The sequence below is a fragment of the Faecalimicrobium dakarense genome, from assembly GCF_000499525.1.
Lineage (GTDB): Bacteria > Bacillota > Clostridia > Peptostreptococcales > Peptostreptococcaceae > Faecalimicrobium > Faecalimicrobium dakarense.
Genome location: NZ_HG529383.1, coordinates 1 through 9,762, shown reverse-complemented (window position 1 = coordinate 9,762; position 9,762 = coordinate 1). Strand labels below are relative to the sequence as shown.

Below are 9,762 nucleotides of genomic sequence, written 5' to 3'. Positions count from 1 at the left end.
TTTTTATTTTATATCTATGTTTTTTCTATATCTATGTATAATATTAATGTAGAGTTTTGTAAAAACATTAGTACTGGAGGATTTTATGAATCTATCAAAATTTACCGACTACGGTTTTAGAATACTAATTCACTTAGGAAATAATCCAGATAAACACTTTACTGTGGATGAATTATCTTCAGTTCTTAATTTATCGTCACATCATATGAAAAAAATTGTTTATAAGTTAGTTAAATGTGGATATATTTCATCCTTTAAAGGAAGAAATGGTGGAATAAAATTAGGTATGGATCCTAGTCGTATAAATTTAGGTGATTTACTTGAGATTACAGAAGACAATTTAAATATTGTAGAATGTTTTTCTTCAGAAAATAATTCTTGTAATATAAGTAATTCTTGTAAGCTAAAACCTATAATAAATAATGCACTGATATCTTTTAAATCTATTTTTAATAAATATACCTTAGAAGATATTTTAGACAAAAAAAGTATCTAGGATATTCCTAGATACTTTTTTATCTATTAAAGTACATTACTTATTATTTACTATAGTTCTAACTGCACCTATCATATATAAAGAACCTGCACTTATTATTACATCATCTTCATTTAAATTTTCTAACGTATAATTGACCGCATCCTCTATTTCTTTTTTCTCAACAACATTAGGTACATATTTAGATATCTTCTCTTTTAGCAATTCAGAACTTATAGCTCTTGGGCTATCTGGAGTAGTTACTATAACTTTATTGAATCTTGGCATAAGTATTTCTAAAACTCCATCTATATCCTTATCTTCCAACATACCAATTAACATAGTCAGATTTTTACCTTTAAAGTTTTTATCTATGGCCCTTGCTAAAGATTTAGCTCCATCTTCATTATGAGCTCCATCTATTATAAATATTGGTTTTTCTTTTATTTTTTCTATTCTACCTGGCCATTTAGTATTTATAAGACCTTTTCTTATGTTTTCTTCACTTATTTCTAATTCTTTAGTATCTACTAAGTATTTTATGACACTTAAAGCAAGTATTGAGTTATTTACTTGATGGTCTCCTATTAACTTTATTTCTAAATCTTCATATTTATCTACCATTATATTGGCATCATAAACTTGAGAGTATATGTCTGATTTTTTTTATATTTATATCATCAAATTTAACTTCTATGTATTTAGCATTTTTCTCTTCACATATTTTCTTTATTACATCCTTTGCTTCATCACCTTGGTCATAAACTATTGCTATTCCATTTTCTTTTATGATTCCGCCTTTTTCATAGGCTATTTTTGCTATTGTATCTCCAAGTATATTTACATGATCTAAACTTATAGAGCATATGACACTAACTTCTGATTTTTTTATTATATTAGTCGCATCATATCTACCACCAAGACCTACTTCAAGAGCTACAAAATCAACATTTTGCTCACAGTAATAATAAAATGCCATAGTAGTAACTATTTCAAACTCTGTTGGGTAAGAGTAACCTTCACTTACCATTTGCTCTATTTTTTCTCTTATTAAAGTGACTATTCTTGCTACATCTTCTTTAGGTATATTTTCTCCATTAACTCTGATTCTCTCTGTAAATGTTTCTAAAAATGGAGATGTATAAAGCCCTACTTTATATCCGGCTTCTTTTAATATACTTGTTATAAATGAACATGTTGAACCTTTTCCGTTAGTTCCTGCTACATGTATTATTTTTACTTTATCCTGAGGATTTCCTAAAAGCTCTAATAGCTTAGTCATATTGTCTAAGCCTAGTCTTATTCCAAATTTGTGAGTTTCTTCTATATATTTTAATGATTCTTGGTAATTCATTTATTATCCCCCTTGGCAGTTTATCTTTTGTGTATTCCTACTATTTTATTATAGTATATTTTATTACCAATAAAAACTATATTAAGACAATACTTATAATATCATTTAAATATAAAAAGCCACTCAAAATAGAGTGACTTTTTATATTTATTTCATTAATTCATTATTTTCCATAATTATTGGCTTTGATGATCCATCACCAGATGTATTATTATCCAATCTATCCATTAAGTAAGCTTTTAACTCTGCTTTATCCTTGAATTTAGAAACTTGATACGGTAAAGATGCCCCATACTTTTCAATAAATAATAGTCCATCTTTAGTCTTTATTGAAATACCTACATGACCTACAAATACAATACTATCTTCTGGCGCATGTAAAAATACATTTATCATTGATACAGTTTCATTATTTAAAAATGATATTTTTCTTTTTTCCAATTCTTTTATTATTGCTTGCGCATGCTTATCTACATCTTGTGAATTTTCTACTGGAATAGATGCATATAAGTTAATAAACTTATCAACATCTTCTTTAGTAAATCTGCTTATAGGATTATTGTCTATTGCATCTATATCAAACATTAAATTACTATCATCACCCTTAAATTTTTCTTCTGATTTTATATAGTTTTTAAATATTGTAAGAGCTGTTAATCTACAATTGAAATCTGAATAATTCAGTTTATTATAATCCCATTTTTCACCTAAGTATGCTTCATCATACGGTACCTGTTTAGTTCCTATAGATGTAAATCCTTTTTTTGATGTTTTTAATTTATTAATATCTGATTGATCATTATAACTTTGTACAAGCTTAACAAAATAACCTGCTTGTTTTTCATCTATTTTATTTTCTATCAATATATTTTTAATTTCATTTTGAGTTTTATCATCTATTAAATTAGAGTATGTAAGTTTTGATCCTTCTGCTTTATCAGTCTCACCTATATTATTATTTGCACAACCTGTAACTAATAATACTGCCGATAACATCACTGGTATAATACGTTTTATCATATACATTGACCTCCATAGTAAAATTTATATTCTATATAATTTTTTTAAATAACTTGTCGACTTTTGTAGTATAAACTATTTTTAGTAAACCTTTCAATGGATTTTTAGTTACAAATCTGATATAAAAAAAATAGCATTTTTTTAAAACTTTTTTAATATCTAAAAATTAACTATATTAACTATATTAGTTTAATTAATCAATATATATATTTTTTTTCACATAAAAATTACCCCTTAAAGTAAGTGTATAAAACACTACTTTAAGGGGTATTGTTATTAAATAATATAAATTTTTATATTACTTCATTTTAGTTTCTAAATTTTCAAGTCTTTCAACTACAGACTTCATCATTTCTTCAAACTTTTCTTTCTTAGCTTTTTCTTCATTTATTAAACTTTCTGGAGCCTTAGCTAAGAATCCTTGGTTAGAAAGTTTTCCGTTAACCCTCTTTATTTCACCTTCTAATTTAGCTTTTTCTTTGCTTAATCTTTCTATCTCCTTAGCAAAGTCAACTAATTCATCAAGTGGTATAAATATCTTAACACCATCTATAACAACACTTACAGCATCTTCTGGTATATTAGTCTCATCTTCAACTATTTCAACTACTGATGCAGACGCTAATGTTACAAAGTAGTCAGAACCCGCAACCATTGCTTCTTTCTTTTCATCTGTAGGAACTATTATAACCTTAGCTTTCTTTGATGGTGGTACATTCATTTCAGCTCTTACGTTTCTTATGTTTCTTATACCATCCATAGTTAAGTTCATCATTTCTTCTTCTTTAGCCATATTATCTGCTTCGTTGTAATGAGGGAACTCAGCTACAACTATACTTCCTTCTACTGTTGGAAGGTGAGTATATATTTCTTCTGTTATAAATGGCATATATGGGTGAAGAAGTTTTAATATTTTTTCTAATACATATGTTAATGTATATAAAGCCGTTTGCTTAGCTTTAGTATCATCAGAATATAATCTTGGTTTAACTATTTCTATATACCAGTCACAGTACTCTGACCATGCAAAGTCATATATCTTTTGAGCAGCTATACCAAGGTCAAACTTGTCCATGTTATCAGTAACTTCTTTAACAACATTATTTGCTCTTGATATTATCCACTTATCAGCTAAAGTCATGTTATCTTCAACTGACTCTCTAGTTACACCATTCATTACTTCTTCATCTATATTCATGAATACAAATCTTGATGCATTCCATAATTTATTAGCAAAGTTTCTTGATGATTCTACTCTTTCCATGTAGAATCTCATGTCATTTCCTGGGGAATTTCCAGTTGCTAACATGAATCTTAATGCATCAGCACCATATTGGTCTATTACTTCTAATGGGTCTATTCCATTTCCTAGAGATTTACTCATTTTTCTACCTTCTGAGTCTCTAACAAGTCCATGTATTAATACATGTTTAAATGGAGTTTGATCCATACAGAACATTCCTGCAAATGCCATTCTTACTACCCAGAAGAATATTATATCGTATCCAGTAACAAGTACACTTGTTGGATAGTAGTAGTTTAATTCTTCTGTATTGTTTGGCCATCCTAATGTTGAGAAAGGCCATAATGCAGAACTGAACCATGTATCTAGTACGTCTTCGTCTTGCTTGAAGCTAGTGTGTCCACACTTACACTCTTTTGGCATTTCTTTTGATACTACTACTTCACCACATTCTTGACAGTAGTAAGCTGGTATTTGGTGCCCCCACCATAATTGTCTTGATATACACCAGTCTCTTATATTCTCTAACCATTGAGAATATGTTTTATCAAATTTGTCTGGTACAAATTCTAAGTCTTTATTTTTAAGTATATCTAAAGCTGGTTTAGCTAATTCATCCATCTTAACAAACCATTGATCTGATAATCTTGGTTCAACTACTGTTCTACATCTGTAACAAGAACCAACATTGTGGTTATGATCTTTTATAGCTATTAAGTATCCAGCTTCGTCTAAGTCAGCTATAAGTTGCTTTCTGCACTCATATCTATCCATACCTTCATATTTTCCAGCTAACTTATTCATAGTTCCATCTTCGTTCATTACATTTATCTTTTCAAGATCATGTCTTTGACCTACTTCAAAATCATTAGGGTCATGAGCTGGAGTCATTTTAACTGCTCCTGTTCCAAACTCTAAATCAACATAATCATCAGCAACTATTATAAGATCTCTACCTATCATAGGAAGTACTGCATGCTTTCCTACTAAGTGCTTATATCTTTCATCTTCAGGATTTACAGCTATACCTGTATCCCCAAGCATTGTTTCTGGTCTAGTTGTAGCTATTTCTAAGAACTCATCGCTACCCTTTATTGGGTATTTTATATGATAAAATTTACCATCATGCTCTTCATGTTCAACCTCAGCATCTGATAAAGTAGTCTTACAGTCTGGACACCAGTTTATTATTCTATTTCCTCTGTATATTTGACCCTTTTCATATAGTTTCACAAAGAACTCTGTAACTGCTTCATTACATCCTTCATCCATTGTGAATCTTTCTCTATCCCAATCACAAGAATCTCCTAACTGTTGCATTTGGTCTACTATCTTTCTACCAAATTCATTTCTCCAGTCCATAGCTCTTTTTAGGAACTCTTCTCTTCCTATTTCGTACTTAGTTTTTCCTTCTTGTTCTTTTATTCTTTCAACAACTTTAACTTCTGTTGCTATAGAAGCATGGTCTGTTCCCGGTTGCCATAAAGCTTCATACCCGTCCATACGCTTCCATCTTATAAGTATATCTTGTAATGTATGGTCAAGTGCATGTCCCATATGTAATTGCCCTGTTATATTAGGCGGTGGTAGCATTATTGTAAATGGTTTTTTGTTTGGATTTGGCTTAGATTTAAATAGTCCATCTTCTAGCCATTTTGAATAAAGTCTTGATTCAAAATCTTTAGGATTATACGTTTTTGGTAAGTTTGTATTTTCCATTATATTACCTCCTTTTTATATTGTTAATTTAAAATTCGCTTTAAGCGATATGTTGGCTAAATATTATAATTTAAATATCTTTGATTATAAAAAAAGAGCCTTTCATCCTTAAATAAGGACGAAAAGCTCGCGTTACCACCTTAATTCCATCACTTTACTAGTAAAGTTTTGGCTCTTAATAGAATTTAACGATTCCACCCGTCTAAACTTACTATTAGTTCAGTTTAGAAACTCCAAAGCTACATTCTGTAAACCTATACTTAGAAGACCTCTCAGCCTATGAATCTTCCTCTCTTATAGTAGTATTTACATACTCCTCTTTATCATAGTTTTTATTTTAATTTATTGTTTAATTATATCTAATTAATATTATTATTGTCAATTATTTCTGATAATATATATGTTAATTTAATTATTTATCAGAAAAATCTAAGCTAACTCCCTCATTAGATTTTAGCAATATATAAATGAGAAAATACAAAATAGTTTGAACGCATGGACTAAAGTGAACTTTTATAAATTTTTATCCCAGAAATTTCTAGGTTTTGTATATTCTGTTATTGGTAGTATTGTGTATCCTCTTTCTTTTAATATCTTTATCATTCCATCTAAAGCTTTTACCGTTTGCTCTTTTTCATGCATTAAAACTACTAGGTGCTGTCTATCTCTTCCATAATACAATACATTACTTACTATTTTATCTGTTGTAGCTCTCCAGTCTTCTGTATCTAAATTCCAATCCCACATTAGATATCCATTCTTATCTAAAATATTATGAGACTCATCAGGCATATAAGGCTTACTTCCATAAGGTAATCTTATTAATTTTGATACGTCTCCTGTTATATTATAAAATGTGTTATTACAAGTATCAAACTCTTTTAATGTTGCTTCAGGACTTTTATATAGTTGTTTTATATCATGGCTTACGCTATGAAACCCTACGCTATGTCCTTCTTTTTGTACATTTTTTACTTCTTCTTTATGTTTTTTCATATTTCCTTCTATCATAAAAAATGTAGCTTTTATATTATTTTTTTTCAAAACATCTAGTATCTCATTCGTATATTTAGATGGCCCATCATCTATAGTTATATATGCTATTTTCTCTGGACTAGGACCTGGACCTTTATGTATTTGAGATGTTGCATCATCAATTATATTAGCCAGAGTTTCATTCTTTATCTTATTAAAAATATAACTTTTTTCACTATATACACTAGTTTCTTCAACATTTTTTGTCGTGAAAATTTTAAATCCTAATACACCTACTACAAGAACTATGCTAGCTATAACTATTGAAATAATTTTATTTTTCATCCCCCAAATCTCCCTCTCATACAATTTCTTCTTCAAATGTTATTTGTACTAATTACTTACTATTTTTTATATCCCTACTAAATATCTTTAAAATCTGTTCTTCTTCTTTCTCTCCTAACGATTCTACCTTTTTAATCCCCATAGCGGTTAGAAATTGTAATACATTTAAATTATCAAAAGGAGTCTCTATTTTTGTATTTTCTGAGTATTCATTAACGTTTTTTGTTCCCTCTTCTACGTTTAAAATTCTCTTAGGACCACCTACACATCCACCAACACAGCCCATACCTTCTATAAATGTTGCATCGATTTCTTTATTAATAACTTTTTGTAGGCCATCTTTGCAGTCTTTTACCCCTGCAAATAATTGAGGAATAAATTTAATATCTTTATTTATTCTCTCTGCAGATAGCTGTATTGCCTTACTTACTCCTCCAGCCCTAGCATAAACTCTACCTGAATACGAAGCTTCAACTCTATTTTCTTCTTCTAGTTCAGAAGGATTTATTTCTAAGGCATTAAAAATTTCTTCTAATTCTTTAAATGTTAATACAAAATCAATAGCATCTTTTATGTCCTCTATAGTTGCTTCCTTTTTCTTAGCAATGCAAGGTCCTATAAAAACTACTTTTGCATTAGGATTTAATATTTTTATAGCTCTTCCACATGCAATCATCGGAGATACAGATGGAGATACATTTTCTAAAATTTCCGGAAAGCTACTTTGAATTAATCCTACCCATATAGGACAACAACAACTTGTTATATAATATCCATCTTCATGATTTTTCATATGGTCGCAATAATCATAAGCTTCCTTTGCTGTAAGCATGTCTGCGGCTAAAGCTACTTCTATCATATCTTCAAATCCAACCTTCTTAAGAGCAGTTCTTAGCTTACCAGGAGTAGCTTCTGTTCCAAATTGACCAACAAAAGCTGGTGCTACTATAGCATATACTGGACAAGTTTCTTCTTTTAAAAGATTTACCATAGGAATAAACTGTATTTTATCTGATATAGCTCCTAGGCTACATTTTGATATACATTCTCCACATGCGTTGCAAGTATTTGTCTCATTACAATTACTATGCTTATTTTTAATTAAACATGCACCTTCTTTGCTATTTTTATCACAGTGTTTACATGCTTGCTTTATTATTGATATTATAGGAGTGTTAATTTCCTTTAAATTTATTGATTCATTTAGCATCTCTACTAATGAATTATCAAATTTATCGGTTGGATCTAATCCCATTATTACTCTCATTAAATTTATAATTGTTTCATTATCAAACTTGTCGATTTCACTATCTCCTAATACCTTTATTGGTATTTCTTCTATTTTTTCTATTTCCTCATACCAAACAGATTTTACTAGTTCTTTGAAAAGTTTCATTTTATATTCTTCAAGGATTTTTGGGTTTATATTTATAGAATTCATATAGCACCTCCTATTTTCTTATATAAGTTAATATTTGCAGAGGTACTATATTTTATTTATGAATTGTTAGTTAGATTTGTTAATTTCACGAAGAGCTTTCATTTCTTCTATTATTTCACTTAAATGGTAGTTAAATACAGGGCTTTTTTCTTCATCTATATCCCATTCAATATTTTCCATATTATATAATATTTTTAAATTTTCATAGTTTTTATTATTTAAATACAATTTTTTATTTAGCAGTTCTATGGCATGTATATGAGAATATATTTCTTTACACATATTCATAGCTTCTTTAACTTTATCAGTGTTTATTTCATCTCTACTATATCTTGATTCATCTACAAGCTTTTTATATATACCTTCTAATTTTTTAGCTTCTTTTTCAAATTTCGCTATATTTAATTTCTCTTTACTTACTATTTTATGTTTTATAGATTCTAATGTCATTTTCTCAAATTTAACTAGTTCATTTTTTACATTTCCTAAATAGTTAGGTCTTGCTAATAAATAATTTATTACTACCCCAGTTATAACACCAATAGAAGTATCTACTATTCTATGAAAAGAGTATATAGCCGGATCACTATCTATAACTCCTAAATATATAGATGTAAATGCTACGTTTGCAACTGTTATCGCTGTATTTAATTTAAGTATATTGCAAATATATATAGTTGCAATAACACCTAAACCACATAAAATTGGATCTCCTGGTTTAATAAGTACCATTAAAAAACCTATTATACCACCTATTATAGTTCCTTTTATTCTATCAAACCCTGCGTTAAGAGAGCCTGTTACTGTATCTTTCATAGATATTATACATGCTACTGCAGAATACATTGGATTTTGTACTATATATTTTCCTGCCATAACACAACAACTTACAGCTATACCACTTTTAATCGTTCTCATTCCGATCTTTTCTAACTTCAATTATATTCCTCCTAGCTTTTAAATTATAGTTTATCTAAGCTATAATTCTTATAATCTTTATTTTATTATCCCCATAAATATATGATTTGTCGAGATGTTTATTGTGTTTTTTAATGTTCTAAGTTAAAGTTAATTTTTTATATTTTTATATAAATAAAAATTAATATTATTTCATTAAATTCACTATTAATACTATTATCAGGTATATTTTATTATTAATAAATTTTACAAAACTTCAATATAATAAATAA

Annotated in this window: 8 protein-coding genes and 1 other annotated feature; of the genes, 1 reads left to right on the top strand and 7 read right to left on the bottom strand. The window is 28.5% G+C overall.

Annotated elements, in window-relative coordinates; genetic code table 11:
* The first annotated feature begins 85 nt into the window (after nt 1-85).
* Nucleotides 86-496, top strand: a complete 411-nt coding sequence (locus BN899_RS12945) for an RrF2 family transcriptional regulator (RefSeq protein WP_042276094.1) — start codon at nt 86-88, stop codon at nt 494-496.
* 36 nt (nt 497-532) lie between these two features.
* Here the strand turns inward: BN899_RS12945 and BN899_RS19855 are convergent, their stop codons facing one another.
* The 7 genes from BN899_RS19855 to BN899_RS12915 form a co-directional block, all read right to left on the bottom strand.
* Nucleotides 533-1,099, bottom strand: coding sequence for a glutamate ligase domain-containing protein (locus BN899_RS19855; protein ID WP_242824182.1), 567 nt, complete (start codon nt 1,097-1,099; stop codon nt 533-535).
* A gap of 10 nt (nt 1,100-1,109) precedes the next feature.
* Nucleotides 1,110-1,829, bottom strand: a complete 720-nt coding sequence (locus BN899_RS19850) for a bifunctional folylpolyglutamate synthase/dihydrofolate synthase (RefSeq protein ID WP_242824181.1) — start codon at nt 1,827-1,829, stop codon at nt 1,110-1,112.
* A 147-nt stretch (nt 1,830-1,976) separates the two neighbouring features.
* The gene (locus BN899_RS12935; protein ID WP_042276091.1) at nt 1,977-2,849 is read right to left on the bottom strand and encodes a DUF4300 family protein; all 873 of its coding nucleotides are present in this window, start codon (nt 2,847-2,849) and stop codon (nt 1,977-1,979) included.
* Nucleotides 2,850-3,147: 298 nt separating this feature from the next.
* The gene (locus BN899_RS12930) at nt 3,148-5,811 is read right to left on the bottom strand and encodes a valine--tRNA ligase (RefSeq protein WP_042276089.1); all 2,664 of its coding nucleotides are present in this window, start codon (nt 5,809-5,811) and stop codon (nt 3,148-3,150) included.
* 111 nt (nt 5,812-5,922) lie between these two features.
* Nucleotides 5,923-6,147 (bottom strand) — a binding site (T-box leader).
* 177 nt (nt 6,148-6,324) lie between these two features.
* A complete protein-coding gene (locus tag BN899_RS12925) occupies nt 6,325-7,131 on the bottom strand; it encodes a polysaccharide deacetylase family protein (protein WP_042276083.1) in 807 nt (268 codons plus the stop codon).
* A 52-nt stretch (nt 7,132-7,183) separates the two neighbouring features.
* Nucleotides 7,184-8,572 carry a [Fe-Fe] hydrogenase large subunit C-terminal domain-containing protein gene (locus tag BN899_RS12920; RefSeq protein WP_042276073.1) on the bottom strand — a complete coding sequence of 463 codons (1,389 nt, stop codon included), beginning with the start codon at nt 8,570-8,572 and terminating at the stop codon, nt 7,184-7,186.
* 66 nt (nt 8,573-8,638) lie between these two features.
* A complete protein-coding gene (locus BN899_RS12915) occupies nt 8,639-9,511 on the bottom strand; it encodes an FUSC family protein (RefSeq protein WP_042276071.1) in 873 nt (290 codons plus the stop codon).
* Between the last annotated feature and the right edge of the window lie 251 nt (nt 9,512-9,762).

What these genes read in the sequence shown, in the direction of transcription:
- BN899_RS19855 (WP_242824182.1), bottom strand. Translation starts at nt 1,099, where the DNA reads ATGGTAGATAAATATGAAGATTTAGAAATAAAGTTAATAGGAGACCAT.
- BN899_RS12925 (WP_042276083.1), bottom strand. Translation starts at nt 7,131, where the DNA reads ATGAAAAATAAAATTATTTCAATAGTTATAGCTAGCATAGTTCTTGTA.
- BN899_RS12930 (WP_042276089.1), bottom strand. Translation starts at nt 5,811, where the DNA reads ATGGAAAATACAAACTTACCAAAAACGTATAATCCTAAAGATTTTGAA.
- BN899_RS12945 (WP_042276094.1), top strand. Translation starts at nt 86, where the DNA reads ATGAATCTATCAAAATTTACCGACTACGGTTTTAGAATACTAATTCAC.
- BN899_RS12920 (WP_042276073.1), bottom strand. Translation starts at nt 8,572, where the DNA reads ATGAATTCTATAAATATAAACCCAAAAATCCTTGAAGAATATAAAATG.
- BN899_RS19850 (WP_242824181.1), bottom strand. Translation starts at nt 1,829, where the DNA reads ATGAATTACCAAGAATCATTAAAATATATAGAAGAAACTCACAAATTT.
- BN899_RS12935 (WP_042276091.1), bottom strand. Translation starts at nt 2,849, where the DNA reads ATGATAAAACGTATTATACCAGTGATGTTATCGGCAGTATTATTAGTT.